This window comes from Streptomyces guryensis (assembly GCF_021261325.1).
GTDB lineage: Bacteria > Actinomycetota > Actinomycetes > Streptomycetales > Streptomycetaceae > Streptomyces > Streptomyces guryensis.
Genome location: NZ_JAJSBI010000006.1, coordinates 42,557 through 67,348, shown reverse-complemented (window position 1 = coordinate 67,348; position 24,792 = coordinate 42,557). Strand labels below are relative to the sequence as shown.

Sequence of the window (24,792 nt, the reverse complement as noted above, 5' to 3'; positions counted from 1 at the left end):
TGAGCCCGGTCAACCGTGGTGGTGAACCGGTGGCATGGCTTCGATGCGGGCGCGGTGGCGTTCCTGGAGGACTCGGGCGCGGTGCAGGAAGTCCAGGATCGCGGCGAGTTCGTCGGCGGTGTAGGCGGCGACTTCGGTGGCGCCGTCCTCGGCGATGGGCTCGTAGATCTCCCGGGCCAGGTGTGCCGCGGAGGGGGTGATGCGGACCTGTGTCCTGCGACGGTCGTCCGGGTCGGGGGTGCGGGTCAGGTATCCGAGGCGTTCAAGGCGGTCGAGCATCGCGGTCACGCTGCCGGTGGTGAGGCCGAGTGCGGCGCTGAGCCGGCTGGGGGGCACGCTCTCCTGCCCGAGGAGGATCTCCAGGCAGCGCAGATCGGTCCGGTTGACGCCAAGGCGGGCGGCAGCGGTCGCGTCGACGGCGTCCACCGCGGCCTGGTACGCCTGCGACTCCTCCCCGAGACGGGTGCGCAGTTCCTCCAGCGATTCTCTTGACATTCAAGTACCTCGACCATCAAGCTAAATATGTCTCGACTGTCAAGATACTTGAGATTCGTGGGATCGGTCCAGTCCGACTGGTCGCGCCGTAGGAGGTCGCCATGGTGAAGAGAATCCTGGTCATCGGGGGCGGCATTGCCGGTCCGGTGACGGCGATGGCATTGCAGAATGCCGGCATGGAGCCGATCGTGTGCGAAAGGCACACGGAAGCGGCGGCCGAGCAGATCGGCGCCTACCTGACCGTGGCGGTGAATGGGCTGTCCGCGCTCTCGCTGGTGGGGGCGCACAACCTGGTGACCGGCACGGGCCACCCCACTCCCACGCTGTCGTTCGCCACCAGCACGAACAAGCACATCGCCGCGATGCCGATCGGTGGCGCGCTGCCCGACGGCACCGTGACGCACAGCATCAAGCGGCGCGACCTGTACCGCGTCCTGAATGCCGAAGCGGTGCGCAGGGGTGTGCCCTACGAGTATGGAAAGCGCCTGGCTGACGCGAGTATGACCCAGGACGGCCGGGTACGCGCAAAGTTCGCGGACGGGACGGTGCTCGACGCGGACGTGCTGGTCGGCGCCGACGGGATCCACTCGCGGACCCGGCAGATCATCGACCCGGGTGCACCGAAGGCCCGCTACCTGGGCATCGTGGGGCTGGGCGGGTTCGTGACCAACCAGGCGCTGTCGGCCGAGCTGAACGTCCGGCCGGGCACATACAACATGATCTTCGGGAAGCATGCGTTCTTCGGATATCTGTCGCGCCGGACGGGGAGATCTGGTGGTTCGCAAACGTTCCGCAGCGGAACGAGGCGACCAGGACCGATCTCGCTGCGCACTCCCGCGACCGCCTCGTGTCCCTGCTCGCCGCGGACCGTACACCGGCCGCGCGGATCGTCGCCGCGACCGCCGACGCCGGCCTGGTGCCCGTGTTCAACCAGTACGACATGCCGTCCGTGCCGCGCTGGCACCGGGACAGCATGGTGATCATCGGAGACGCGGCACACGCGGTGGCGTCCTCGTCCGGTCAGGGCGTGTCCATGGCCGTCGAGGACGCCGCCACACTGGCCGTCTGCCTGCGCAACATCCCGGACACCGACCGCGCACTCGCCGCCTTCCACGACCGGCGGCGCCAGCGCGTCGAACGGGTCGTCGAGTACGGTGCGAAGACGAGCAGCGACAAGGCGGCGGGTGGCCTGACCCGGCTGGTCGTCCGGCTGCTCACCCCCTGCTTCCTGCGCAAGGCGGCCAAGGACGGCGTCGACTCCCTCGACTGGATGTTCGCCCACCGCATCGAATGGGCCGAGCGGACAGGGCTGGGGGCCTAGCCGATCCCTGGTGCCACCGCCCGGGAGGGCCCTGCTGGTCCTGGCGAACCGTCAAGATCACCGCTGACCGGTGATCTTGACGGGGGTCATCTGCCCGCAAGCAGCCAGAACAACCCGAAGCCCACGCACACCAGATGCGCGACCAGCAACTTCACGATGCACACCGCCCACTGAGGCCCTACGCCGACTGCTGACCGCCGCCGCGCCACGGTGGCGCCTCGGTCCGGTGGCCGTCGTCCCAGGCATGGGCGGCCTTGTCGGTCTGGCGGCGCAGCCGGTCCTGGAGCAGGTCCACGACCTCCCGGCCGGTGGACTCCTCGGCGAGGACCACCACCTGCCGCCCGCCGACGTGCAGGTCGGCCGTGGCCAGCCAGGGGCGGTCGGCATGACGGATGGCCGCCCGCACGATCCGTACCTCACCGGTGATCGCGGGCAGGCCGGAACGGCCGACGACGGCGTCGATCTTCGTGCGGGCGTAGCTGAGGGTCTCCTGGTCCACCGGGCCGTCGAAACGCAGCCGCACCGCGGGTGCGGCCTGGGAGTTGTCGCTCGTCATCGTGGATCCTTTCCTGGAAGTTCGCAGTGCGGTTCAGGCCGCGCCGGCGGGCAGCCACAGGTCGGGGCCGAAGACCTCGTACCGGATGCGCCGTGCCGGAATCCCGGCGCCGAGCAGCTGGGCGCGGACGTCGCGCATGAAGGGCACCGGGCCGCACAGGAACACCGTGGCACCGTCGGGCAGTTCGACTCCGGAGAGGTCCATGAGGCCTTCGCGGGCGTCGGGCTCCTCGGCGCCGGGACGCTCGTACCAGAACAGCGCACGGGCGTCCGGGAGTTGCTCGACGAGCTCGCGGGTCTCGGTGCGCAGGGCGTGGTCGGCGGGGGAGCGGTCGGCGTGCAGGACGAGCACCTGGCGGGTGGAGCCGCCCGCTTCGAGATGGGCCAGGATGCCAGTCATGGGGGTGCAGCCGATGCCCGCCGAGACCAGCACCAGCGGGTCGGTGCCGACGGCGGGGCCGTCGAGGAACACGTCTCCGAAGGGTGCGGAGAGGGTCAGTTCGGCTCCCTCGCGCATGTGGTCGTGGAGCAGGTGGGAGACCTCGCCGTCCGGGGTGCCGGAAGTGCCGGCGACCCGCTTGACGGTGATGCGCCGCAGCTCCCTGTCCGGGTCCGAGGACAGGCTGTACTGACGCAGTTGGTGGACCCCGTCCGGCATGAGCACCCGCACGCTCACGTACTGGCCCGCCCGTGCCCGCGGCGCCGGTCGGCCGTCGGCCGGGCGGAGCAGGAAGGACACCACGTCGGCGGTTTCGGTGCGGCGCTCGACGACCGTCCACTGCCGCCAGGTCCGGCCCGGCTCGACGCCCGCGTCCTGGTAGAGGCGCGCCTCCCGGCCGATCAGGGCGCCGGCCATCAGCCAGTACACCTCGTCCCAGGCGGCCGCCACCTCCGGGGTGACGGCGTCGCCCAGGGTCTCGGCTATGGCGGCGAACAGGTACTTGTGCACGATCGTGTACTGGTCGTCGGTGACCCCGACGGCCGCGTGCTTGTGCGCGATCCGGGCCGGCAGGGCGTCGGGCCGGGCGTCCGGGTCCGCCAGCAGAGCGGTTGCGAACCCGGCTATGGAGCCTGCCAGTGCGCGCCGCTGGCCGCCGCTGGCCTGGTTGCCGCGGTTGAACGTTCCGTCGAGCAGTTCCGGCCGGTCCCGGAACATCGCCCCGTAGAAGCGCGTCGTGATCTCGTCGAGCGCTCCGGCCACGGCGGGCAGGGTGGCACGTACCACAGCGGCGGATTCTGCGGACAGCATGGAGCCTCCCGGGCGGGGGAATGGGGTGCGAAGACCGCCGCGTCGAATGGGCGGCGACCTTCTGTGTAGCAGTCGTCCCCCCGTGTTTCCGTGCCGTTTCGGGGCGTTGGGCGGAAGAGGGGCCACATGGCCCCGTGGGTCGGGGAACTCCGGCCCCATGGCCCGCCCGGACCGTGGGGCCGTGCGGCGCCGTGGAGTCTCCCCTGCGGCCCTGTCCGCCGCCGCGAGGTACGCGGCAGGCGCATCGGGACGGGGGACGTGCCGCGCGGCTGCGCGTCGCGCAGGCACGCAGCCGACGACCCACGTGCGGCCACGGGCTCTCGCAGAGCCGTCCCCCTGGCGCGCACGCCGTTTCCGGCGGGGACGGGGACATTGGTGATCTGCGCCGGCGGCAGAGGCGTCCTTGTCGCCGCCGACCAGGACACCGGCGCCCTCAGCGGCGCCGAGGCCGTCGTCGACAAGGACCTGGCAGCCGCCCTGCTCGCCGAGGACCTCAAGGCCGACTTCCTGCTCATCCTCACGGACGTGCCGAACGTCTACGCCGACTTCGGCACACCGAAGCAGCGGCCCGTCCTTGACGCCGCTCCCGCCGAGCTGCGCCGGGCCGGCTTCCCGGCTCGCGCACCGGCTCGATGGGGCCCAGGGCCGCGGCGGACGCCCGGTTCGTCGAACGTACCGGGGGCCTGGCCGCGATCGGCGCCCTGGACGCGGCGTACGAGATCGTGCACGGCCGCTCCGGCACTCTGGTCCGGCCCGCCCTGCCCCGGCCTGAGAAGCGTCGGCTCCTGAGCGGACGTCAGGCATCCGCAGGGTGTGGGCCGACCGGCCCCCGGCAGGGACCTGAGGCCCCTCCTGCCTCACTCGCGCCGCCCGGAAACTGGCAGGGCAACCCCGAAGGAGGTCCGCACATGCCCACCATCACCGTCGGCCTCGACGGCTCACCGCAGAGCCTCGCCGCCGCCGACTGGGCCGCCCGCGAGGCAGTTCAACGCGGGGCGGCGCTGTCTCTGGTGCACGCCTGGGAACAGGAGTCCCGCCTGCTCCCGACCCTCGCCGGAGTTCCCGCCCCGGGCCTGATCGACGCGCAGCACGCGTGGGCCAAGACCCTGCTGCACGACGCGCGGTCCCGGCTCGCACACCGCCACCCCGGGCTGGACATCGGCATTCAGCAGACCGGGGGCCGGCCGGTCGCCGCCCTCCTGGCTGCCGCAGAGGAGGCTGACCTGCTTGCCCTCGGATCCCGGGGCCTCGGCACGGTCGCCGGGTTCCTTGTCGGGGCCGTCTCACTCGCCGTCGTGGCCCGTGCCGCGCGGCCCGTCGTTCTCGTCCGGGCCGGCGAGCGCGCCCAGGACGAGCATCTGCCGGACGCCTCGGGCGGCACGTCCACCACCACCCGGTACCGCGATGTGCTGCTTGGGCTGGACCTGGACAACCCCGGCGACGAGCTCATCGGCTTCGCGTTCGACGCGGCCCAGCGCCGTGCAGGCGGCCTGCGGGTCATCCACGGTTGGAGCCTGCCGACCTCCTACGGCTACGGCACGGCCATGGACGTCGGACTCAACGAGGAACTGGCCGAGCAGGTGCGGCACGCGCTGACCGACACGCTGCGACCGTGGCGGGACAAGTTCCCCGGCGTCGAGGTGCATGCCCAGGCCGCGATCGGCGGCGCCGGCCGTCATCTCGTACACGCCTCGCGCGATGCGAGCCTGGTCGTCGTGGGCCGCAGTGAACGCCACACCTCGATCGGCGGTCACATCGGTCCCGTCGCCCACGCGGTGCTGCAGCATGCCACCGCACCGGTCGCGGTGGTGCCGCACGACTGATCCCCCGCGGAATCCGCCCCGGGCCCGCGTGCCGAGGCCGTCAGTGGACCGAGGCGGGCCACGAGCATGCCACAGCGGTGATCACGCCCACGTCCAGCAGCACACCGACGCTCAGCCGCGGGTCGAACCAGACCGCCTTGAGCACCAGTCCGCTCGACGCGGCGACAAGGGCGGCCGCGGGCCACCAACCGGTGCCCGCCAGCACTCCGGCGCCGGCGACGGCGTACACCACCGCCGCGTACCAGGCCAGTACGAGCGCCGCGGCCCAGGCCTGGGCCGCGGCGGACGCCTGCGGCTGCCTGCACCCACGAGTGCCCGGGCGCGAACGGGGCCGCCGTGCCGGGCTGTTGCGGCGCCGTCCACACGCCGGGGTGCAACAGCCCGTGCACGATCAGGAACGCCCCACCAGCAGAGTGGTCACGACAGGTCCTCGGACGCGAAGGGTTCGTGGGGCTCGGTGCCGCCCATGTCGAGTCGGAAGGGCGGGTAGGTGTCCGTCATCAGGGCGGCATAGGCGGCCACCCGCAGCACCCACCGGTCGAGCCCGAGGATCAGGTCGAACAGGGCCCGTGGGTACTTCTCGGTGAAGGCCAGGGTCACAGCGGCGATCACCGCCAGCACGGCCACCAGTCCGCCGTCCCACCAGCCGAGGTGGTAGCCGCCGAGGAAGAACCCGATGACGATGTAGTGCGGGATGGCCAGCAGCCACCACTTCACCAGCACCAGGCCCCGGGAGAGTCGCTCCGGGTAGGCGATGTCCAGACGCGCGGGGTAGCCGGGTTCCTCGCCCAGGCTGAACGGCGGATACCGGTCGGTGCCCAGGGCGCCGTACGAGTAGTACGCCACCCGCCAGCTCCAGCGCAGCACACCCACGTTGAAGTCGAAAAGGGACCGTGGATAGCGCTCGGTGAACAGGATGCTGAAGAACGCGACCACGCTCACCAGGGTGAAGGCGATCCAGAGGAAGAACAGCACCACGTAGTGCGGAATCACCAGGATCCACTTCACCAGCCACAGCCACCGGGACAGCGGCGTGTCGAGCACCGCGTTCACCCGCACAGGACGGTCAGGTGTTCCCGCCAGGGTCGTCATGGCGATCAGCTCCTTCGGCCCGCGGCGCCGCCGCGGCGACCTGGGCCCTAGTCCATCGTGGCCGCGAAGCCGCGGCACGGGCGAGGGCCGTTGGGGTCTGCGGCGGGGCCGTCGGTCCCGGTCGCGGGGCCCGCCTCAGCCGCCGTCCGGCCGGCTCGCCCAGGTGTCCGTGAGACGGATGCCGGTGACCAGGTCGGGCCGGATACGGACCGCGTAGTCCATGGTCTGATGCACCCACGGATGCAGCAACCGCCGATAGCGGGCCAGCTCCTCAGGATCGGTCACCAGCTGGGCGTAGCCGGTGGCGACCACGCTCCACCCGAGGTGCGTGGCCGGGTCGATGGTGTCGGCCTCGTAGGCCACGACCACCCCCGACGGGGCGGACTCGCGCGCCCGGGAGGTCAGGGCCGCGCCCTCATGGGTGCGGATGACGATGTCACCGTGATCCAGGACGTGGTTGACCGGACGGATGGTCGGCAGCGCGTGCCGCGTGAAGACGATCCTTCCCACGGACACGCTGCCCAGCAGCCGCAGCGCTTCATCGCTGTCCAGCTCGATGCTCAGGCGCGGCCCGACGGGGACCGGCTGGGTGTTGTCGAGGCGCATGGCGGGTTTCCGTACGGGTCGGCGGCTCATTGCTGACCGTCCATGGAACCGTCCTGCCGCACCAGGGGTAAGGGCCCTTCGGCCCCGCTTCCGCGTCCGGTCGGCCCCGGGGCCTCGCGGGCGGGTCTGACGGTGGGCCGGACGGGTACCGGGGGAGGGGGACCGGCGCAGGATCGGGGCCGACCGACCCTGGTCCTTCGGGTGGTCAGGGGCGAATATCCCGGAAACCGGCGCAGGTGATCCGGCGCGGAGCGCAGGACGAGGAGCATTCGATGGCGGACGGTGAGCGGTCGGGCCCCGACGGCCCCATCCGGGTCTTCCTGCTGGACGACCACGAAGTGGTACGCCGCGGGGTGCGCGACCTCCTCGACGACGAGCCGGACATCACCGTGGTCGGTGAGGGCTCCACCGTCGAGCAGGCCATGGTCCGTGTTCCGGCGCTCCGCCCGCAGGTGGCGGTGCTCGACGTGCGGCTGCCCGACGGCGACGGCGTGACGGTCTGCCGGGAGCTGCGCTCACGCCTGCCGGAGCTGGCCTGCCTCATGCTGACCTCGTTCGACGACGAGGAGGCCCTGCTCGACTCGATCATGGCGGGCGCGTCCGGGTACGTCCTCAAGCAGATCCAGGGCTCCGACCTGGTGTCCGCCGTGCGCACGGTCGCCGCCGGCCAGTCGCTGCTCGATCCGAGCGCCACCACCAGGCTGATGGCCCGTCTGCGCGGCGCTCAGCAGCAGGAGGAGGAACCCGGCCCGCTACCGGGCCTGACCGACCGGGAACGGCAGATCCTCTCCCTCATCGGCGAGGGGCTCACCAACCGGCAGATCGGCCAGCGGCTGTTCCTCGCCGAGAAGACGGTGAAGAACCACATCTCCCGCCTGCTGGCCAAGCTGGGCGTGGAACGGCGTATCCAGGCCGCCGTCATCGCCACCCAGGCCGAGGACCGGCTCCGGCAGCAAGGCCACTGAAACCCAGGGCCGAACGTCCCCCGCTCGCCACCGTCCGGCTCAAGCCCCGCCCGGCCCGCCGTCAGCAGGCTGGCGGCAGACCCCGGACAGAGCCGGGCGACGATCGGGAGGGGCGACGGACATGAGCGTACGCGTGGGCATCAACGGCTTCGGCCGTATCGGACGCAACTACCTGCGCTGTGTACTGGAGCGGGCCGACAGCGGCACCGGCACACCGGTCGAGGTCGTGGCGGTCAACGACATCACCTCACCGGCTGCGCTGGCCCATCTCCTGGAGTACGACTCCACGTACGGCCGACTGCACCGCACCGTCGAGCACGACGACAGCTCCCTCACGGTCGACGGTCACCGCATCGCCGTGACCGCCGAACGCGACCCGGCCGCCCTCGCCTGGGGCGAGCACGGCGTGGACGTCGTCATCGAGTCCACCGGCCGCTTCCGCACCCGCGAGCAGGCCGGAGCGCACCTGAGGGCGGGCGCCCGCAAGGTGCTGCTGTCCGTGCCGGGCAAGGGCGTCGACGCCACCCTCGTGATGGGCGTCAACGAAGGCACCTACGACCCCGACAGCGACCACGTCGTCTCCAACGCCTCCTGCACCACCAACTGCGTGGCCCCCATGGTGAAGGTGCTCGACGAGCACTTCGGCATCGTCAAGGGCCTGATGACCACCATCCACGGCTACACCAACGACCAGGTGGTCCTGGACGGCCCGCACAAGGACCTGCGCCGCGGCCGAAGCGCCGCCGTCAACATCATCCCCACCAGCACCGGGGCCGCACGGGCCGTCGGCCTCGTCCTGCCGGAGCTGGCCGGCACGCTCGACGGCATCGCCGTACGCGTGCCCGTGGAGGACGGCTCGCTGACCGACCTGAGCATGGTCCTCGAACGGGCGGTGACCGCGGCCGAGATCAACGCGGCATACCGGGAGGCCGCGGACGGCCCGCTGAAGGGCGTCCTGCGGGTCTCCGACGCACCGATCGTCTCCCGTGACGTCGTCGGCGACCCCGCCTCGTGCGTCCTGGACGCCCCGCTGACCCAGGCGAACGGCGAGCTGGTCAAGGTCTTCGGCTGGTACGACAACGAGTGGGGTTACACCAACCGGCTCCTCGACCTGACCGAGTACGTCGCCGCCCGCCTGCCGCGCCCCTGACCGGCGGCGGGGCCCGGGCCAACCTGGCCCGTTCCGTACCGCCCCCTGCCCTGGACCGTTACCGTGGCACATGACCGATGTGGTCGGCCGTTGGTATGGCATGGGGAGCTGGAGGAACGCCGGTGGGAAGCCCTGAGGAGTCCCATGAGCCGCGTGTACGGCTGCCGCAGCTGAGGCTGGACGAACTCCTGGGGGAGCTGCAGGCCCGCCTGGACGCGGCGCGCGGAACCCGCGACCGGGTGCACAGCCTCCTGGAGGCCGTGCTCTCGGTGGGCCGGGAGCTCGACCTGGAGCAGGCGCTGCGCAGTATCGTGGAGGCCGCGGCGGCGCTGGTCGACGCGGAGTACGCCGCCCTCGGCGTGATCGGCCCGGACGGAAAGCGCTTGTCGGCCTTCCATACGATCGGGGTCACCGAGGAGCAGATCGCCAGGATCGGCCCGTTCCCCGACGGCCACGGCATCCTCGGGGAGCTCATCCGCCACCCAGAGCCCCTGCGGCTGGCCAAGATCTGCCAGCATCCTGCGTCCTACGGCTTCCCGGCCCACCACCCGCCGATGAACACCTTCGTCGGGGTTCCCATCCGGGTGCGCGACCAGGTCTTCGGCAACCTGTACCTGACCGAGAAGCGCGGCGGGGTGCAGTTCGACGAGGAGGACGAGTCGGTCCTGGCGACGCTGGCGGTGGCGGCCGGTGTCGCCATCGACAACGCCCGCCTGTACGAGGAGTCCCGGCTGCGCGAGCGCTGGCTGCAGGCGAACGCGGAGATCACCCACGACCTGATGTCCGGCCGGGCGCGCACCGACGTCCTCCGCCTCATCGCCGAGCGGGCCGGGGAGATCACCGGATCGGCCCTCGCGGCCGTCGCACTGCCCATGGAGGACACCGCCTCGCTCGCCGTGGAGATCGCCGTCGGGATGGACGCCGACGCGCACCGCGGCCTCGTGCTGCCCCTTGACCGGAGCCTCATGGGACTGGCGTTCTCCGAGGCCGCTCCGGTGACCAGCGAGGATGCCGCTCACGACGAACGGATCTCGCGGGAGCCCGTGCGCTTCGAGGGACTGGGCCCCGCGGTGGCCGTGCCCATCGGCACGGTTGAGACGGGTGCCCGGGGCGTGGTCCTGCTGGCGCGCAAAACCGGACAGCCGATGTTCGCGGAGACGGAGACCGTGCCTCTGCAGGCCTTTGCCGCGCAGGCCGCCATCGCGATGGAACTGGCCGAGCGCCGCCAGGACGCCGAGCAGATCGCGGTGCTCAAGGACCGTGACCGGATCGCCCGGGACCTGCACGACCTTGCGATCCAGCGGCTGTTCGCCACCGGTATGACCCTGCAGAGCGCGGGCCGCTTCATCGAGCATCAGGAGGCCGCCGAACGCGTGGCGCGGGCGGTCGACGACCTGGACGAGACGATCAAGATCATCAGGTCGACGATCTTCGGTCTGCGGGCGCGTGAGGGCGGCGCCGGAACCGGGCTGCGGGCCCGGGTGGTGCGTGTGGTCGGCGAGGCGGCGCCGGTGCTGGGCTTCGCACCCAGTGTCCGGATGGAAGGCCTGCTGGACACGGACGTGTCGCAGGATGTCGCCGCCCATGTCGAGGCCGTCCTCTCCGAGGCCCTGACCAACATCGCCCGGCACGCCGGCGCCGGCCGTGCCGACGTCGTCCTGGAGACCGACGGCCGCGAGGTCCGGCTGACGGTCACGGACAACGGGGTGGGCATCCCGCCAGGGGGCCGCCGCAGCGGTCTGCGGAACATGGCCGAACGGGCCGAGCAGCTGGGCGGAGCGCTGGACCTCGGCACGGGGCCGGTGAGCGGCACCGTACTGGCCTGGCACGTACCGCTGCCCCGGGGATAGCGGCCGGCTTCTCCTCGTGGTGCCTGCCTCCTGACGTGAGCCCAGCAGGCCCTGCCACAGGGGCCCTTCGGCCTCTGCACCCCTCCCCGCCGCGCGGGCGAGGCTGGTGGGGCCGGACCGGGAGGACGGCATACGGGAGGTGACATGGACGTTTCCACCGCGGCCCAGGCCCCCACGCTGCGCGTGGCGCACGAGCGGTTCGTGACCGCGCCCCAGGCACCGCCGGGCGTGCGCAGCCTGGTGGCCGACTCATGGCGGCGCTGCGCCGCCACCGACGTACGGGCCGACGGCGGCCGGCTGCCGTCCCTGCGCACCACATCCGACGAACTGGCCGCCTACCGCCGCGCCCACCCGCTGGCCGCAGTACTGCCTCTGTTCCGGGAACTGCTGGGGGACGGGGCCGCAGACGACGGGCACATCTTCGCGGTCGGGGATGCGGACGGCACGCTGCTGTGGGTCGAGGGGGACTTCGCGACCGTGGGGCGGGCCGAGGCCATGCATTTCGCCGAGGGCGCCATGTGGTCCGAGCACCAGGCGGGGACGAACGCCCCGGGCACCGCGCTGGAGTTGGCGCGGCCCGTCCAGATCGTCACCGGCGAGCACTACAGCTCCGCCGCGCACGCCTGGTCGTGTGCCGCAGCGCCCGTGCGAGACCCCGCCACCGGCCGTGTTCTCGGCGTCGTCGACCTCACCGGCGGCGCCAGTATCGCCACCCCGCCCGCGTTCGCCGCGGTGCGTGCGGCCGCGCTGGCGGCACAGGCGGAGCTCGCGCACCGGCCGTCGGCGCTGCTCGGCACCGACACATGGGCGCCCGGGGCACGCCTGAGAGCTCTCGGCCGGGACAGCGCCGTACTCGAGACCGAGGGACGCGTGCTCCGGCTGAGCCGGCGGCACAGCGAGATCGTCGTCGCGCTCGCCCTGGCCGGTCACGGCGTCAGCGGCGAACGGCTCGCCGTCGACCTGTCCGAGCGCGAGGTACCCGCCTCCACGCTGCGCGCCGAGATGACCCGGCTGCGCGCGGTCCTCGGCCCCGACCTGCTCGGCTCGCGCCCGTACGAGCTCCTGCGCACCGCTCACACCGACTTCGGCGACGTCGCCGACCTGCTCGCGGCGGGGCGGGTGGCCGAGGCCCTGGCCCGCTACCCCGGTCCGCTCCTGCCGCGTTCCGACGCGCCCGTCGTGGTGGAGCAACGACGTTCCCTGGAACAGCAGTTGCGCGGCGCCGTGCTGGCCGCAGGAGACACGGTGCTGCTGCGCCGCTGGGTGGGCGCCGAGTGGGGAGCCGCCGACGCCTCCGCGTGGCTGACCCTCGCCCACCTGCTGCCGGGCGGCTCGGCGCAGCGGGCGGCCGCCGCGGCCCGCGCCCGCGCGCTGGACTCCCGCCCGGCTGTCCCGCCGCAGGTCGCGCCGCATGCAGCGTGGTTGCAGCGTTCCCGCTCCTAGCGTTCGAGCATGACCCGATCGTCGTGTCCGGAAAGGGGACGATCATGAAGTACGAGCCTCCCGGCAGGCCCGGCAGTCCCGTGGACGTCGCGCCCCGGTACGAGAACTTCATCGGCGGCAAGTGGCAGGCGCCCAGCACCGGCCAGTACTCCGTCAACCTGTGCCCCGCGACCGCGAAGCCGGTCTGCGAGGTCCCCAAGTCGGGCGCCGAGGACATCGAACTCGCCCTGGACGCCGCCCACGCCGCCAAGGACGCCTGGGGGGAGGCCTCCACGGCTCAGCGCGCGGCCGTCCTGAACAAGGTGGCCGACGCCATCGACGCCCACCGCGAGGAACTCGCCGTCGCGGAGAGCTGGGACAACGGCAAGCCGGTCCGCGAGACCCTGGCCGCCGACATCCCCCTTGCCGCCGACCACTTCCGCTACTTCGCGTCCGCGATCCGGGCGGAGGAGAGCGAGATCACCGAGATCGAAAAGGACCTGATCGCCTACCACTTCCATGAGCCGCTGGGCGTGGTCGGCCAGATCATCCCCTTCAACTTCCCGCTGCTGATGGCCGCGTGGAAGCTGGCACCCGCGCTCGCCGCGGGCAACAGCTCGGTGCTCAAGCCCGCCTCGCCGACCCCGTGGTCGATCCTGAAGCTGATGGAGGCCGTCGGCGACATCCTGCCGCCCGGCGCCGTCAACGTCGTGAACGGGCCCGGTGCCGAGATCGGCAAGGCGCTCGCCACCAACAAGCGCATCGCCAAGGTCGCCTTCACCGGCGAGACCACCACGGGCCGGCTGATCATGCAGTACGCGTCCCAGAACATCATCCCGGTCACTCTGGAGCTGGGCGGCAAGTCGCCGAACATCTTCTTCAACGACGTGGCCGCGAAGGACGACGACTTCCTGAACAAGGCCGTCGAGGGACTCGTCCTGTACGCGTTCAACAAGGGCGAGGTCTGCACCTGCCCCTCCCGCGCACTCATCCAGGAGGACATCTACGAGGAGTTCATGGGCCGCTGCCTGGACCGCATCCGCGCCATCAAGCAGGGAGACCCCCTCGACACCGCGACCATGATCGGCCCGCAGGTGTCGAAGCAGCAGATCGAGAAGATCGCCTCGTACGTCGAGATCGGCCTGAAGGAGGGTGCCGAACTGCTGGCCGGCGGCCACCGGCCCGCCGTGGGCGGCGAGTTCGCGGACGGCTACTTCTACGAGCCGACGGTCCTCAAGGGCCACAACAAGATGCGGGTCTTCCAGGAGGAGATCTTCGGACCCGTCCTCGCAGTCACCACCTTCAAGGACGAGGCCGAGGCACTGGAGATCGCCAACGACACGCTCTACGGCCTCGGCGCCGGCGTGTGGAGCCGCGACGGCGCCCTCGCCTACCGCATGGGCCGCGCCATCAAGGCGGGCCGCGTCTGGACGAACTGCTACCACCAGTACCCGGCGGGCGCGGCGTTCGGCGGCTACAAGGTCTCCGGCATCGGCCGCGAGACACACAAGATGATGCTCGAGCACTACAGCCAGACCAAGAACCTCCTGGTCAGCTACGGCACCAAGCCGCTCGGGCTGTTCTAGGAGGAGTGCGGCGACATGTCCGAGAAGGTCGAGTACGGCACTGCCGGGCGCGTCACCGCCACGCGGGCGGCGCGCAGGGCCATCGCGGCCCTGTGCGCCGCCCAGGGCGGGCCGGTGATGTTCGTCCAGTCGGGCGGCTGCTGCGACGGAAGCGACCCGATGTGCTTCCCCGGCGGCGAATTCGTCCTGGGAGACGGCGACATGCTCGTCGGCGTCGTGGACGGCTGCACGTTCCACATGGACGCCGAACAGTACGAAGCACTTGGCCGCCCTTTCTACCTCCTGGACGTAGAAGAGGGCACGCCGGGCGGATTCTCCCTCGCAGCCGGGGACGGGCTGCACTTCGTGACCCGGGTCGAGCCACCCCGGAACAAGACCAGTTGAGGAGCAGATCGATGAAGGCAGCAGTCGTCACCGACTTCGGGAAGCCCCTGGAGATCCAGGACCTGCCCGTCCCCGAGCCCGGCCCCGGCCAGGTGCTCGTCAAGATGGAGGCCTCCGGCCTCTGCCACACCGACATCCACGCCGCCCACGGCGACTGGCCGGTCAAGCCGCAACCGCCGTTCGTACCCGGCCACGAGGGCATCGGCCCCGTACAGGCCGTCGGCGCCGGCGTCCCGTCCGACCTGCTCGGAAAGCGGGTCGCCATACCGTGGCTCGGCTCGTCCTGCGGCACCTGCCGCTACTGCGTGTCGGGCTGGGAGACGCTGTGCGAGAGCCAGATCAACTCCGGCTACTCCGTGGATGGTTGCTACGCCGAGTACGCACTCGCGAACGCGGGCGCGGTCGTCGAGGTGCCCGAGGGTGTCCGCTCCTTCGACGCGGCACCCCTGACCTGCGCGGGCGTCACCACGTACAAGGCGATCAAGGTCGCGAAGGTGGTCCCGGCCGAACGGGTGGCGGTCTTCGGCATCGGCGGCCTCGGCCACCTGGCGCTCCAGTACGCGCGCCTCGTCGGCGGGCTGGTCACCGCCGTCGACATCGAACCCGACAAGCTGGGCCTGGCCCACCGGCTCGGCGCCGACCAGATCGTCAACGCCCGTACGCACGACCCGGTCGAGGAGATCAAGAAGGCCGGCGGCGCGGACGTCGCGGTCGTGCTCGCCGCCGCCCCGAAGGCGTTCGAGCAGGCCTACAGGTCCCTCAACCGCGGCGGACGCCTGGTCATGGTCGCCCTGCCCGCGGACGACGCCGCGATCAAGGTGCCGATCTTCGAGACCGTCCTCGGCGGCATCTCCGTCATCGGTTCCATCGTCGGCACCCGCCAGGACCTCTCCGAGGTGTTCGCGCTGCACGCGGCCGGACGCACCCAGGTCATCGCCGAAACGCGCCGCCTGGACCAGGTCAACGACTCCTTCGACGAGGTCCTCGGCGGACGGGCCGAAGCCCGGCTCGTCTTCGAATTCTGAGGTCCGCGACCCAGCGGACCACAGGGAGAGGCAGCAGATCATGCCCACCGTCACCGTAGGTGCCGTACGGGAGCGGGCGCCCGGCGAACGCCGTGTCGCCCTCGTCCCCGAGGCAGTAACCCTCCTGATCCGGGCCGGACTTGATGTCCTGATCGAAACCGGGGCAGGCTCCGGTGCCTGGTTCACCGACGCCGACTACACCGCCGCCGGCGCGAGCGTCGTGCCCCCGGAAGAGCTGTACGCACATGCGGACGCCGTCCTTTGTGTCGGCCCGACGGACCCGGAGACCGCCGCGTCGCTGCGTGCCGGGCAGACCTTGATCGGCCTGCTCGAACCGCTGCGCCACCCCGCGCTGGCCGGGGAACTGGCCGAGCGCGGAGTGCGGACGGTGAGCCTCGACCTGCTGCCTCGCACCCTCAGCCGCGCCCAGTCCATGGACGCGCTGACCTCCCAGGCCAACGTCGCCGGCTACAAGGGGGCCGTGCTCGCGGCCGACTCCTACGACCGCTTCCTGCCGATGCTGACCACCGCGGCGGGCACCATGCGCCCCGCGCAGGTGCTGGTCCTCGGCGCCGGAGTGGCCGGACTGCAGGCGATCGCCACCGCCCGTCGCCTCGGCGCCATCGTCACGGCGTACGACGTACGCCCCGCAGCACGAGAGGAGGTGGAGTCGCTCGGCGCCCGATTCCTCGACATTCAGCACCCGCCAGGCACCGGATCGGGCGCCGGACAGGGCGGCTACGCACGGGAGTTGACCGAGGCGGAGCAGCAGGCCCAGCGGGCGGCGCTGGACGCGCACATCGCCCGTACCGACATCGTGATCACCACCGCCCAGGTGCCGGGCCGCAAGCCGCCGCTGCTGGTCACCGCCGCCGCCGTCGATGCCATGAAGCCCGGCTCGGTGGTCGTCGACCTCGCCGCGAGCGAACTCGGCGGGAACGTCGAGGGATCCGAACCCGACAAGACGCAGGTCCTGGCGGGCGGCGTCACCGTCATCGGTGCCGGACGCCTGCCGTCCGCGATGGCGACCGCCGCGTCCACGGCCTACGCCCGCAACATGGTCGCTCTCCTGCGCCACATCCTGCACGACGGCGAACTGCTCTTCGACCCGGCCGACGAGATCACGGCCGCGCTCACGGGAGGAGCCCTCTCATGAACAACCTCGATCTCCTCACCGCGATCACCGTCTTCGTGCTGAGCGTCCTCGTCGGAGTCGAGGTCATCAGCAAGGTCCCCGCGACCCTGCACACACCCCTGATGTCCGGATCGAACTCCGTGCACGGCATCGTCGTCATCGGAGCCATGCTGATGGCGGCCGAGTCGCACACCTGGCTCGGCTACGTCCTCGCCTTCGCGGCCATGGTGTTCGGCGCCATGAACGTCGTCGGCGGATACGTCGTCACCGACAGGATGCTGGAGATGTTCAAGGCCAAGCCCACCACCTCCGACACTCGTGACAAGGCGGAGGTGTGAGTGCCATGGACACCGTCTCCAACGCCGTCCACTACGTCTTCCTCGCCACCGCCGCCTGCTTCGTCCTCGGCCTGCACCTGATGAACCACCCGCGCACGGCCCGCCGCGGCAACACCCTGTCCGCCGGGGCCATGGCCGTCGCGATCGCCGCCGCGGTGTGGCTGGTGGCCCACGAAGGCACGATCAGCACGACCGGCTGGCTGGTGCTGGCCTCGGGCGGACTCGTCGGCGCCGCGCTCGGCCTGTACGCCGCACGCGAGGTCAAGATGACGGCCATGCCCCAACTGGTCAGCCTCTTCAACGCGGTCGGCGGCGGGGCGGCCGCACTCATCGCGGTCAACGACCTCCTCCAGGCCGAACACCCGGCCGCGCTCGGGGCACGGGTCGCCCTGCCGGGCGCCCTGGACATCGTCATAGGCGCGGTCACCTTCTCCGGATCACTGATCGCGGCAGGCAAGCTCCAGGGCGTCGTCTCCGGGGCGCCGGTGGTGTTCCCGGGAGCGCGGCTGCTGAACGTGGTGCTGCCGGCCTCCTTCGTCGTCGGCACGATCTGGCTGGTGCTGTCACCGGGCTCCCGTTCCGCCCTGTACGGGCTGGTGGTTGTCGCCCTGCTGTTCGGCGTGACGATGGTGCTGCCGATCGGCGGCGCGGACATGCCGGTCGTGATCGCCCTGCTGAACGCGTTCACGGGAGCGGCGGTAGCGATGGCGGGCTTCGTCCTGAACGAGACCGCGCTGATCATCGCGGGCATGCTGGTCAGCTCCTCGGGCGGCACCCTCACCAAGCTGATGGCCGACGCCATGAACCGGTCGATCGCGGGCATCGTGGTCGGCGGCTTCGGCACCGGCGACAGCGCCCCGGTTGCTGTCGGCGCAGCTCCAGCCCAGGTGCGGTCGGTCTCCGCGGACGATGTGGCGATCCAACTGGCCTACGCGAGCAAGGTCGTCTTCGTCCCCGGATACGGCCTGGCCGCGGCCCAGGCCCAGCACGAGCTCGGCGACCTCGCCAAGATGCTCACCGACCACGGCGTCGACGTCAGTTACGCCGTCCACCCGGTCGCGGGCCGGATGCCCGGGCACATGAAGGGCCGCCCGAACCGGCCGGGGAACCCGGCGCCCACGGTCACGACGAGCCGGCCGCCGGAGAGCAGGTCGAGGGAGGCAAGGGACTGCGCGGCCTGGATGGGGCGGCGCAGGAACGGCAGTAGTGCGGCGGTGCCCAGGGTCACGGTGTCGGTCACCGGGCCGAGCGCAGCCAGCATCGCCAGGGCCTCGATTCGCGGGCTGATCAGGGAGTCGTTGACGAAGAGCGAGGAGAACCCCGAACGTTCCGCGCGTCGTGCGAAGTCGATCAGTTCGCGCGGGTCGTCGGACGCGTCCCACTGGGCGCTGCCGGTCGGAAGAAGGATGCCGATGTCCATGCCGGCGATCCTGGCCACGGGGCCGAAGAGCGACAATTCCCCGCAGGGAATGGCAGCGAAGCCCCCCGGCCGTTACAACAGGCCCGTGGACTTCCCCAGCGCGCTGCGCGAACGCCGTACCCGCCGCCGTATCAGCCAGCTCGAACTGGCCCTGCGGACGGGTACCACCCAACGGCACCTCAGCTTCATGGAATCCGGCCGGTCCGCCCCGGGCCGCGCCATGGTCGTGCGGCTGGCCGAGTCACTCGGACTGCCGCTGCGCGAGCGCAACGAGTTGCTGCTGGCCGCAGGCTACGCGCCCGTCTACCCCGAGAGCTCCCTCGACGCCCCGGCACTGGCCCCCGTCCGCACGGCGATCGACCACATCCTCCGCGGGCACCTGCCCTATCCGGCGGTGGTCGTGGACCGGGGCGGCGACCTGGTCGCCGCCAACGCCGCCTTCGACCTGATCACCGAAGGCGCGTCGCCCGACCTGGTCGGTCCGGGCAGGAACGTCTACCGGCTCGCACTGCACCCCGCCGGTCTGGCGCCACGCATCCGCAACCTCGCCGAATGGGCACGACACATCCTGGCCCCTCTCGGCCACCTGCCCGAACTGCGCGCCGAACTCGTCGGGCATGTCCCCGACCTGCAACCCTCGGACGCACAGCTGGGCTTCGCGGTCCCGCTGCGCCTGGCCTCCTCGTACGGTGAGCTGCACCTGATGACGACCGTCACGACCTTCGCCACCGCCGTGGACGTCACGCTCGCCGAGCTGAGACTGGAGGCCTTCCTGCCGGCCGATCCGGCAACCGCCGAGGCGCTCTCGGCGGCCGCCAGAGGCGCACGGCGTCGGGGTGTGCCCGGAAGGTGACGCCCTGCTTCGCCACGAACTCCGCACAGCTGAGTGTCACGCGGATCTCGATGGCGTCGTGCCCCGCGGGCCTCCAAGACCGGGTGCCGGAAGCCGAGGCCCGCGGCGACCCCCTGGATCTCCACGGGCGGCTCCGTCCACTGGGCCGCGTGGCGGTCACTCCTCCGGCACCATGTCGATCGCCCCGCACGGGCACTCTGCCGCGCACAGCCCGCACCCCTTGCAGTAGTCGAGGTCGATGGTGAATCCCTTGCCCGGCCCCAGCTTGATGATCGCGTTGTCCGGGCAGACGCCGTAGCAGTTGTCGCACTCGAAGCAGTTGCCGCAGGACATGCAGCGCCGGGCCTCGAACAGTGCGGTGGACTCGTCGAGCCCCTGCACCACCTCGTCGAACGTCGAGACGCGGCGGGCGAGTTCGAGTGTCGGCCGTACGGAGGCCGGGGCGTCGGAGTAGTACCAGGTGTTGAGCCGGTCGGCCGCCGCAAGGCCGTGCTTGGGGCCGGGGTCGTACGCCGTGCCGCGCAGGTAGGCGTCGATGTGCCGGGCCGCCTTCTTGCCGTGCCCGACGGCCACCGTGACCGTGCGCTCGGCGGGCACCATGTCGCCGCCCGCGAAGATGCCCTCATGGCCGGTCATCAGCCCGTCGGCCACCTGCACCATGCCGTGGTCCACGGTCAGCTCCGGTACCTCCCGCAGCAGGGACAGGTCCGATTCCTGCCCGAGCGCCAGCACCACGCTGTCCGCCTCCAACTCCTCGAACGCGCCGGTGGGCTGCGGGAATCCGGCCTCGTCGAGCTCCATCCGCTCGATGGTCAGACGCCCCTCGTCGGCGTGCTTGATGGTGGAGAGCCACTGCATCCGCACACCCTCCTCCAGGGCCTCCTCGACCTCGATGTCGTGCGCGGGCATACGGTCCCGGGTGCGCCGGTAGACCACCACGGCGTCGGTCGCGCCGAGCCTGCGGGCGGTGCGGGCCGCGTCCATGGCCGTGTTGCCGCCGCCGTAGACGGCGACCCTGCGGCCCAGCAGCGGCCGGTCCTCGCCCTCCATGCTGCCCAGCAGCGTCACCGCGTCGAGGATGCGGGCGCTGTCACCGGCCGGGATGTAGGCACGCTTGCCGATGCCCGCACCCACCGCCAGGAACACGGCGTCGAAGCCGTCGGCCCGCTGCGCGGCGAGCACGTCGTCGACCTTCGTTCCGAGCTCCAGCCCGACGCCCAACGCCGTGATCCGGTCGATCTCGGCGTCCAGTACCTCGCGCGGCAGCCGGTAGCGCGGGATGCCGTAGCGCATCATTCCGCCGGGGTGCTCCTGTGCCTCGCGGACCGTCACCTCGTGGCCGAGCAGCCGCAGGTGGTACGCGGCCGACAGCCCGGCCGGCCCGGAGCCGACGACCAGGACACGCTTGCCCGAGGTCGTCTCCGGCACGGGCACGGTCCAGCCCCGCTTGATCGCCTCGTCGCCCAGGAACCGCTCGATCGAGTTGATGCCGACCGCGTTGTCGACCTGGACCCGGTTGCACGCGGTCTCGCACGGGTGATAGCAGACCCGTCCCATGACGGCGGGCAGCGGATTGTCCCGCATCAGCTGCCGCCACGCGGACTCGTAGTCGCCGCTCTCCGCGTGGAACAGCCACTGCTGGATGTTCTCCCCGGCCGGGCACGCCTGGTTGCACGGCGGCATCCGGTCGACGTAGACGGGACGTTCGGTGCGCCAGGCACCGGTGTGGTTCGCCAGGCTGGAGCCGACATTGAGAGTGATCGCGAACGGTTCGTCCTTCACGACGACGCCTCCTCGTGGGCCAGCAGCCCGAAGCGGGCGATGTTGCGGTCGGCGGTCCGCTGCAGACGGGCGATGACGTCCGTGCGCAGCTCCGGCCGGAAGAGGTGCGCGTACCGCTTCTGCGGGCGCAGGTACTCCTCGACCGGCAGGCCCCGCCGGATCGGTGTGACGTCGGTGACCTCGCCGTCCAGGGCCTCGAAGACCGGGAACAGCCCGGTCTGTTCGGCCAGCCGCGCGATGCGCACCGTGTCGTGGGACGCCGTGCCCCAGCCCAGCGGGCAGGGCACCAGCACATGCAGATAGCGGGCGCCGCGCATGCCCATCGCCCGGTGCACCTTGGCCTCCAGGTCGCGCAGACCCGCGACGGTGGCCGTGGCGACGTACGGGATCTCGTGCGCCATCGCGATCAGTGGCAGGTTCTTGCCCTGCCCGAAGGGGGCACCGGGTTCCTCGCCCACCGCCTGGGTGGTGGCGGTGCGCGCGGTGGGTGGAGTGGCTCCGGAGCGCTGCACGCCGGTGTTCATGTACGCCTCGTTGTCGTAACAGACATACAGGACGTCGTCGCCCCGCTCGAACATGCCGGACAGGCAGCCGAGGCCGATGTCGACCGTGCCGCCGTCGCCGCCCTGCCCGACCACGCGGATGTCGGTGCGGCCCTTGGCGCGCAGTGCGGCGGCGACGCCCGCGGCGACCGCGGGCGCGTTGCCGAACAGCGAGTGCAGCCAGGGCAGTTGCCACGACGTCTCCGGGTACGGCGTCGAGAACACCTCCAGGCAGCCCGTCGCGTTCACCGCGATCACCTTGCCGCCGGCCGCCCGCTGGGCCGAGTCCAGGATGTAGCGGGCGCCGAGCGCCTCGCCGCAGCCCTGGCAGGCGCGGTGACCGCAGGTCAGCGCGTTGGCGCGCCCCGCATCGGCCTGGTCGGACTGAAGTTCGGGCCCCAGCAGCCGGTTCCCGGCCGCGAAGCTGCCCACCTGGTAGAACTTGACCTGCTGCGCGGCACTCATCGGTTGCTCCCCACATCTCGCAGGATGTTCTCCGCGGACGGACCGGACCGCCTGGTCCGCGCCATCCGCGCCAACTCCCGCTCCACCAGCTCGGTGTCGAGGTCGAGGAAGGTCAACTGCCCCAGCCGCCCGGCGATCGCGTCCTCGAACAGCCGGTGCAGGGACTCCTTGGTGATCGCGCGCCCGCCGAGCCCGGCGACCACGGTGTGTCCGTCCAACTGGATCCCGGACAGCGCGGTGCGCACGTTCGCGGACACGATCCCCCCGACACCGACCGCCAACGCCCGCTCCAGCACGACCACTTGGCGTGCCCTGCCGAGCAGGGTCCGCACCGCGTCGAGCGGGAACGGCCGGAACGACGTGATGGCCAGCGCCCCGATCCGCACCCCGCGCTCTCGCATCTCGTCGACGACGTCGCACACCGTTCCGAACACCGAACCCAGGGCCACGACGATCGTGTCGGCGTCCTCGCAGGCGTACGGGTGGACCAGGCCGCCGCCGGCCCTCCCGAAGACCTGCCGGAACTCGTCGGCCACCCGGGGGATCGCCTCCAGCGCCTGCATCTGCTTGGCGTGCGCCAGATAGCGCACCTCGGTGAAGGCGTCCGGGCCGACCATCGCACCGATCGACACCGGCTCGTCCGGGTCCAGGACCTGGCGTGGCTCGTACGGCGGCAGGAACGCGTCGACCTGCGCCTGCTCCGGCACCTCGATCCGTTCCCAGGCGTGGGTGAGCACGAAGCCGTCCACGCACACCATCACCGGCAGCGACAGCTCCTCGGCAAGCCGGAACGCCTGCGGATGCAGGTCCGCGGCCTCCTGGTTGTCGCGCGCGTACAGCTGGATCCAGCCGGAGTCGCGCTGCGACATGGTGTCGCTGTGGTCGTTCCAGATGTTGATGGGTGCGCCGATCGCCCGGTTGGCGACCGTCATCACGATCGGAAGACCCAGCCCGGAGGCGTTGTAGAGCGCCTCCACCATGTACAGCAGGCCCTGGCTCGCGGTCGCCGTATACGTACGGGCGCCCGCGGCCGAGGCCCCGATGCACATCGACATCGCGGCGAACTCCGACTCGACGTTGACGTATTCGCACGGCTTCAGCGCCCCGGACTTCACCAGGCGGCTCAGCTCCTCGACGATGTGCGTCTGCGGTGAGATCGGATACGCGGCGATCACCTCGGGCCGGCAGCAGGCGACGGTTTCGGCGACCGCACGCGACCCCTCAGTCTGCTTGAGCATGCGCCCGCTCCTCCCGCTGGGCCTTCTGGACGTGGTCGTACGCTTCCCGGGCCGCGGCCGCGTTGGCCTGCCCCAGCTCCCCCGGGAAACGTTCGCGGACGGCGGCGGTGAGCGACTCGATGCTGACGCAGCCGGTGATCGCGGCGAGCCCGCCGAGCAGGACCGCGTTCGGCACCGGCCGGCCGAAGTGGCGCACGGCGAGTGCGGTGGCCAGGACGGTGAGGGCATGCTCGGCAAGCTCTCCGAGGCCCAACTCGTCAACGGACCGCGGCGAGTTGATCAGTACGGCGCCGCCGGTCCGCAGCCCTTCGAAGACGTTCACCTGGTGCAGCAGCGTGGGGTCCTGGACGACCAGGGCATCGGGCCGCACGACGGGCTCGCGCACCCGGATCGGCCGGTCGTCGATCCGGCAGAACGCGACCACCGGCGCCCCCGTGCGCTCCGATCCGAAGCTCGGGAACGCCTGCGCGTGGCGGTCCTCCATGAACGCCGCCACCGACAACAACTCGGCGGCCGTGACGGCTCCCTGGCCGCCACGGCCGTGGATGCGAACCTGGAACACGGCACCTTTCCTTCCCCACGGGTCTTCGTGTCTTCTGGCGAGTCAGTCGTGCGGGACGATCACGACCGGGCAGCGCACGTGGTGCATCACCGCGTGCGCGACCGGCCCGGTGTGCGAGCCCAGCCTGGCCGGACGGTTCCTGCGGCCGACGACCAGCAGCCCCGCGTCCTGTGTGGCGTGCAGCAGCAGCTGGACCGGGTGGCCGTTCTCCACCCGCGTCCGGACCTTCACCGTCGGGTACTTCTCCCGCCACGGCTGGAGCGCCCCCTCCAGTGCCGTCTCGGCGGCCTCCTGAGCAGCGGTACTCATCGTGGCCGCCGCGGTGGGCGGGGCGTACGGCACGTGCCAGGTGTGCAGCACCTGCAGCTGTGCGGAACGCAGGGCCGCGCTCTCGAAGGCGAACGCGAGCAGTTCCTCGCACGGGTGCGCGATGTCCACACCGGCCACGACGTCGCGATACGGCGTGCGCAGCGACGGCCGGCCCTCCGCGTCCGGCAGGTGCTCGTCCTCTGCCGTCCGGTCGGCCCGCACGAGCACCACGGGCCGCGCCACGCGGGCCACCGTCGCGAGCGCCACCGAACCGGCCATGAAGCCGCCGAAACCGCTGAAGGCCCGGCTGCCCAGGACCAGCAGCTCGGCCTCGGCACCCGCCTCCACGAGCGCGTCCGCCGCGGGACGGGCGATCTGCTCGGCACTGAGATACACCTGCGGGTGACGCTCACTGAGCTGGTCCATGGCTCCGCGCAGGATCCGCCGCGCCCAATGACGCGGCGCCGCCAGCTCGGGCAACTGCGACGTGTCGGACTCCAGTCCCTCCCACGCGTGCACCAGGCGCAGCGGCAGGCCGCGCCGCAATGCCTCCCCGGCTGCCCACTCGGCGGCGGCAAGACTCTCACGTGAACCGTCCAGGCCTACGACGACGGGGCGAAGCACG

At 71.5% G+C, this 24,792-nt stretch carries 25 protein-coding genes and 2 pseudogenes; 15 read left to right on the top strand and 12 right to left on the bottom strand.

The annotated features are described in order from the left end of the window. Positions 1-9 precede the first annotated feature (9 nt). Positions 10-495, bottom strand: coding sequence for a MarR family winged helix-turn-helix transcriptional regulator (locus LJ657_RS14190; RefSeq protein WP_232648940.1), 486 nt, complete (start codon positions 493-495; stop codon positions 10-12). Between the two features lie 104 nt (positions 496-599). On the opposite strand from LJ657_RS14190, the gene LJ657_RS14185 reads away from it, so the two are divergent. Then, entirely contained in the window at positions 600-1,475 is an 876-nt protein-coding gene (locus LJ657_RS14185) for an FAD-dependent oxidoreductase (protein WP_232648939.1), read from the top strand. Next, a complete protein-coding gene (locus tag LJ657_RS14180; RefSeq protein ID WP_232648938.1) occupies positions 1,469-1,816 on the top strand; it encodes an FAD-dependent monooxygenase in 348 nt (115 codons plus the stop codon). The genes LJ657_RS14185 and LJ657_RS14180 overlap by 7 nt, the downstream gene beginning before the upstream one ends. A 178-nt stretch (positions 1,817-1,994) precedes the next feature. Here the strand turns inward: LJ657_RS14180 and LJ657_RS14175 are convergent, their stop codons facing one another. Together LJ657_RS14175 and LJ657_RS14170 are read right to left on the bottom strand one after the other, a co-directional pair. Then, positions 1,995-2,372 (bottom strand): hypothetical protein, encoded by a 378-nt coding sequence (locus LJ657_RS14175; protein WP_232648937.1) that lies wholly within the window; start codon positions 2,370-2,372, stop codon positions 1,995-1,997. Positions 2,373-2,405: 33 nt separating this feature from the next. Next, positions 2,406-3,620: a globin domain-containing protein gene (locus tag LJ657_RS14170; RefSeq protein ID WP_232648936.1), complete on the bottom strand. Its 1,215-nt coding sequence runs from the start codon at positions 3,618-3,620 to the stop codon at positions 2,406-2,408. Positions 3,621-3,887: 267 nt separating this feature from the next. Here LJ657_RS14170 and LJ657_RS14165 point away from each other — a divergent pair. Both LJ657_RS14165 and LJ657_RS14160 read left to right on the top strand, forming a co-directional pair. After that, positions 3,888-4,381, top strand: a pseudogene (locus LJ657_RS14165) (amino acid kinase family protein); the annotation flags it as partial. Positions 4,382-4,528: 147 nt separating this feature from the next. Continuing rightward, positions 4,529-5,443, top strand: a complete 915-nt coding sequence (locus LJ657_RS14160) for a universal stress protein (protein ID WP_232649231.1) — start codon at positions 4,529-4,531, stop codon at positions 5,441-5,443. A 40-nt stretch (positions 5,444-5,483) separates the two neighbouring features. Here LJ657_RS14160 and LJ657_RS14155 read toward each other — a convergent pair whose 3' ends face one another. The 3 genes from LJ657_RS14155 to LJ657_RS14145 form a co-directional block, all read right to left on the bottom strand. Continuing rightward, positions 5,484-5,672 carry a hypothetical protein gene (locus tag LJ657_RS14155; protein ID WP_232648935.1) on the bottom strand — a complete coding sequence of 63 codons (189 nt, stop codon included), beginning with the start codon at positions 5,670-5,672 and terminating at the stop codon, positions 5,484-5,486. Between the two features lie 188 nt (positions 5,673-5,860). After that, positions 5,861-6,535 carry a DUF4389 domain-containing protein gene (locus LJ657_RS14150; RefSeq protein WP_232648934.1) on the bottom strand — a complete coding sequence of 225 codons (675 nt, stop codon included), beginning with the start codon at positions 6,533-6,535 and terminating at the stop codon, positions 5,861-5,863. A gap of 135 nt (positions 6,536-6,670) precedes the next feature. Further along, positions 6,671-7,171 carry a pyridoxamine 5'-phosphate oxidase family protein gene (locus LJ657_RS14145; RefSeq protein WP_372487916.1) on the bottom strand — a complete coding sequence of 167 codons (501 nt, stop codon included), beginning with the start codon at positions 7,169-7,171 and terminating at the stop codon, positions 6,671-6,673. Positions 7,172-7,413: 242 nt separating this feature from the next. Between LJ657_RS14145 and LJ657_RS14140 the strand changes: the two genes are divergently transcribed. From LJ657_RS14140 to LJ657_RS14095, 10 genes and pseudogenes are all read left to right on the top strand, one after another. Then, positions 7,414-8,106, top strand: coding sequence for a response regulator (locus LJ657_RS14140; protein ID WP_232648933.1), 693 nt, complete (start codon positions 7,414-7,416; stop codon positions 8,104-8,106). Between the two features lie 121 nt (positions 8,107-8,227). Next, positions 8,228-9,256 (top strand): type I glyceraldehyde-3-phosphate dehydrogenase, encoded by a 1,029-nt coding sequence (gene gap / locus LJ657_RS14135; RefSeq protein WP_232648932.1) that lies wholly within the window; start codon positions 8,228-8,230, stop codon positions 9,254-9,256. 122 nt (positions 9,257-9,378) lie between these two features. Next, on the top strand, positions 9,379-11,106 hold the full coding sequence (locus tag LJ657_RS14130; protein WP_232648931.1) for a GAF domain-containing sensor histidine kinase: 1,728 nt from the start codon (positions 9,379-9,381) through the stop codon (positions 11,104-11,106). Between the two features lie 144 nt (positions 11,107-11,250). Further along, positions 11,251-12,549, top strand: a complete 1,299-nt coding sequence (locus LJ657_RS14125; protein ID WP_232648930.1) for a sigma-54-dependent transcriptional regulator family protein — start codon at positions 11,251-11,253, stop codon at positions 12,547-12,549. A gap of 41 nt (positions 12,550-12,590) precedes the next feature. Beyond that, the gene (locus LJ657_RS14120; protein ID WP_308117038.1) at positions 12,591-14,114 is read left to right on the top strand and encodes an aldehyde dehydrogenase family protein; all 1,524 of its coding nucleotides are present in this window, start codon (positions 12,591-12,593) and stop codon (positions 14,112-14,114) included. Positions 14,115-14,129: 15 nt separating this feature from the next. Then, complete coding sequence (locus LJ657_RS14115) at positions 14,130-14,498, top strand: DUF779 domain-containing protein (protein ID WP_232648928.1); 369 nt, start codon at positions 14,130-14,132, stop codon at positions 14,496-14,498. 11 nt (positions 14,499-14,509) lie between these two features. Beyond that, positions 14,510-15,523 carry a zinc-dependent alcohol dehydrogenase gene (locus tag LJ657_RS14110; RefSeq protein ID WP_232648927.1) on the top strand — a complete coding sequence of 338 codons (1,014 nt, stop codon included), beginning with the start codon at positions 14,510-14,512 and terminating at the stop codon, positions 15,521-15,523. 40 nt (positions 15,524-15,563) lie between these two features. Next, a complete protein-coding gene (locus tag LJ657_RS14105) occupies positions 15,564-16,679 on the top strand; it encodes an NAD(P) transhydrogenase subunit alpha (RefSeq protein ID WP_232648926.1) in 1,116 nt (371 codons plus the stop codon). Next, positions 16,676-16,996 carry an NAD(P) transhydrogenase subunit alpha part 2 gene (locus tag LJ657_RS14100; protein ID WP_232648925.1) on the top strand — a complete coding sequence of 107 codons (321 nt, stop codon included), beginning with the start codon at positions 16,676-16,678 and terminating at the stop codon, positions 16,994-16,996. The genes LJ657_RS14105 and LJ657_RS14100 overlap by 4 nt, the downstream gene beginning before the upstream one ends. A gap of 5 nt (positions 16,997-17,001) precedes the next feature. Further along, positions 17,002-18,021 (top strand): annotated as a pseudogene (locus LJ657_RS14095) (NAD(P)(+) transhydrogenase (Re/Si-specific) subunit beta); the annotation flags it as partial. Positions 18,022-18,035: 14 nt separating this feature from the next. Here the strand turns inward: LJ657_RS14095 and LJ657_RS14090 are convergent. Further along, positions 18,036-18,416 carry an LLM class flavin-dependent oxidoreductase gene (locus LJ657_RS14090; RefSeq protein ID WP_232649229.1) on the bottom strand — a complete coding sequence of 127 codons (381 nt, stop codon included), beginning with the start codon at positions 18,414-18,416 and terminating at the stop codon, positions 18,036-18,038. An 85-nt stretch (positions 18,417-18,501) separates the two neighbouring features. On the opposite strand from LJ657_RS14090, the gene LJ657_RS14085 reads away from it, so the two are divergent. Then, positions 18,502-19,269, top strand: coding sequence for a helix-turn-helix transcriptional regulator (locus LJ657_RS14085; protein WP_232649228.1), 768 nt, complete (start codon positions 18,502-18,504; stop codon positions 19,267-19,269). A 156-nt stretch (positions 19,270-19,425) separates the two neighbouring features. Here the strand turns inward: LJ657_RS14085 and LJ657_RS14080 are convergent, their stop codons facing one another. Genes LJ657_RS14080 through LJ657_RS14060 form a run of 5 tightly spaced genes read right to left on the bottom strand, consistent with a single transcriptional unit; the run spans position 19,426 to position 24,791 of the window. Next, positions 19,426-21,051 (bottom strand): NAD(P)-binding protein, encoded by a 1,626-nt coding sequence (locus LJ657_RS14080; RefSeq protein WP_232648924.1) that lies wholly within the window; start codon positions 21,049-21,051, stop codon positions 19,426-19,428. Continuing rightward, complete coding sequence (locus LJ657_RS14075; protein ID WP_232648923.1) at positions 21,048-22,058, bottom strand: thiamine pyrophosphate-dependent enzyme; 1,011 nt, start codon at positions 22,056-22,058, stop codon at positions 21,048-21,050. Before LJ657_RS14075 ends, LJ657_RS14080 begins: the two co-directional genes overlap by 4 nt. Continuing rightward, positions 22,055-23,296 (bottom strand): pyruvate ferredoxin oxidoreductase, encoded by a 1,242-nt coding sequence (porA, locus tag LJ657_RS14070; protein ID WP_232648922.1) that lies wholly within the window; start codon positions 23,294-23,296, stop codon positions 22,055-22,057. Before porA ends, LJ657_RS14075 begins: the two co-directional genes overlap by 4 nt. After that, positions 23,280-23,858: a 2-oxoacid:acceptor oxidoreductase family protein gene (locus LJ657_RS14065; RefSeq protein ID WP_232648921.1), complete on the bottom strand. Its 579-nt coding sequence runs from the start codon at positions 23,856-23,858 to the stop codon at positions 23,280-23,282. Before LJ657_RS14065 ends, porA begins: the two co-directional genes overlap by 17 nt. A gap of 42 nt (positions 23,859-23,900) precedes the next feature. Further along, the gene (locus LJ657_RS14060; RefSeq protein ID WP_232648920.1) at positions 23,901-24,791 is read right to left on the bottom strand and encodes a universal stress protein; all 891 of its coding nucleotides are present in this window, start codon (positions 24,789-24,791) and stop codon (positions 23,901-23,903) included. Between the last annotated feature and the right edge of the window lies 1 nt (position 24,792).

Coding starts and splice junctions, on each gene's coding strand:
- LJ657_RS14100 (WP_232648925.1), top strand. CDS start 16,676: ATGAACAACCTCGATCTCCTCACCGCGATCACCGTCTTCGTGCTGAGC.
- gap (WP_232648932.1), top strand. CDS start 8,228: ATGAGCGTACGCGTGGGCATCAACGGCTTCGGCCGTATCGGACGCAAC.
- LJ657_RS14160 (WP_232649231.1), top strand. CDS start 4,529: ATGCCCACCATCACCGTCGGCCTCGACGGCTCACCGCAGAGCCTCGCC.
- LJ657_RS14125 (WP_232648930.1), top strand. CDS start 11,251: ATGGACGTTTCCACCGCGGCCCAGGCCCCCACGCTGCGCGTGGCGCAC.
- LJ657_RS14145 (WP_372487916.1), bottom strand. CDS start 7,171: ATGAGCCGCCGACCCGTACGGAAACCCGCCATGCGCCTCGACAACACC.
- LJ657_RS14110 (WP_232648927.1), top strand. CDS start 14,510: ATGAAGGCAGCAGTCGTCACCGACTTCGGGAAGCCCCTGGAGATCCAG.
- LJ657_RS14170 (WP_232648936.1), bottom strand. CDS start 3,620: ATGCTGTCCGCAGAATCCGCCGCTGTGGTACGTGCCACCCTGCCCGCC.
- LJ657_RS14190 (WP_232648940.1), bottom strand. CDS start 495: ATGTCAAGAGAATCGCTGGAGGAACTGCGCACCCGTCTCGGGGAGGAG.
- LJ657_RS14090 (WP_232649229.1), bottom strand. CDS start 18,416: ATGGACATCGGCATCCTTCTTCCGACCGGCAGCGCCCAGTGGGACGCG.
- LJ657_RS14175 (WP_232648937.1), bottom strand. CDS start 2,372: ATGACGAGCGACAACTCCCAGGCCGCACCCGCGGTGCGGCTGCGTTTC.
- LJ657_RS14140 (WP_232648933.1), top strand. CDS start 7,414: ATGGCGGACGGTGAGCGGTCGGGCCCCGACGGCCCCATCCGGGTCTTC.
- LJ657_RS14180 (WP_232648938.1), top strand. CDS start 1,469: ATGGTGATCATCGGAGACGCGGCACACGCGGTGGCGTCCTCGTCCGGT.
- LJ657_RS14150 (WP_232648934.1), bottom strand. CDS start 6,535: ATGACGACCCTGGCGGGAACACCTGACCGTCCTGTGCGGGTGAACGCG.
- LJ657_RS14075 (WP_232648923.1), bottom strand. CDS start 22,058: ATGAGTGCCGCGCAGCAGGTCAAGTTCTACCAGGTGGGCAGCTTCGCG.
- LJ657_RS14115 (WP_232648928.1), top strand. CDS start 14,130: ATGTCCGAGAAGGTCGAGTACGGCACTGCCGGGCGCGTCACCGCCACG.
- LJ657_RS14105 (WP_232648926.1), top strand. CDS start 15,564: ATGCCCACCGTCACCGTAGGTGCCGTACGGGAGCGGGCGCCCGGCGAA.
- porA (WP_232648922.1), bottom strand. CDS start 23,296: ATGCTCAAGCAGACTGAGGGGTCGCGTGCGGTCGCCGAAACCGTCGCC.